This is a genomic window from Nocardia araoensis NBRC 100135, from assembly GCF_000308435.1.
In the GTDB taxonomy this organism is placed as follows: domain Bacteria; phylum Actinomycetota; class Actinomycetes; order Mycobacteriales; family Mycobacteriaceae; genus Nocardia; species Nocardia araoensis.
The window spans coordinates 1-704 of record NZ_BAFR01000248.1 but is presented as its reverse complement, the minus strand read 5'-3'; the positions used below and the strand labels follow the sequence as shown (position 1 = coordinate 704).

Genomic DNA, 704 nt, shown 5'->3' with positions numbered 1-704 from the left:
GCTGTCGCCGCCGAGGGTGAAGAAGCTGTCGTCGAGTCCGATGGTGGGGGTGTGGAGGATGTCGGTGAAGGCTTGGGTGATGGTGTGTTCGAGGGGTGTTCGGGGTGGTCGGTAGGGTTTGTGGTCGGTGGGTTGGGGTGTGGGGAGTGCTGTGCGGTCGAGTTTTCCGGTGGGGGTGAGGGGGATGTGGTCGAGGGGGATGATCGTGGGGATCATGTAGGGGGGTAGGTGGGTGGTGAGGTGTTGGGTGAGGGTGGTGGTGTCGATGGTGTGGCCGGGGGTGGGGACGACGTAGGCGGTGAGGGTGGGGTTTCCGTTGGTGTCGTGGTGGCCGATGGTGGTGGCGTAGTCGACGGTGGGGTGGTTGGTGAGGGTGGTGTCGATTTCGCCGAGTTCGATGCGTTGGCCGCGGATTTTGATTTGGAAGTCGGTGCGTCCGAGGTGTTGGAGGGTGTGGTCGGGTTGCCATCGGACGATGTCGCCGGTGCGGTACATGCGGGTGCCGGGTTGGTAGGGGCAGGCGATGAAGCGTTCGGCGGTGAGGGCTGGGTGGTGGTGGTATCCGCGGGCGAGGAGTGGTCCGGCGATGTAGAGTTCGCCTGCGACGCCGGTGGGTACGGGTTGTAGGTGTTGGTCGAGGACCCATTCGTGGGCGCCGGGGACGGGGTGGCCGATGGTGACGACCTCACCCGCCACCAACGGGG

The 704-nt window shown here is 65.5% G+C and carries 1 protein-coding gene; it reads right to left on the bottom strand.

Going from position 1 to position 704, the window contains the following annotated elements; genetic code table 11:
* Positions 1-704 (bottom strand): AMP-binding enzyme (locus ON21_RS30185; RefSeq protein WP_039803565.1); only part of this gene is annotated, 704 nt, incomplete at both ends.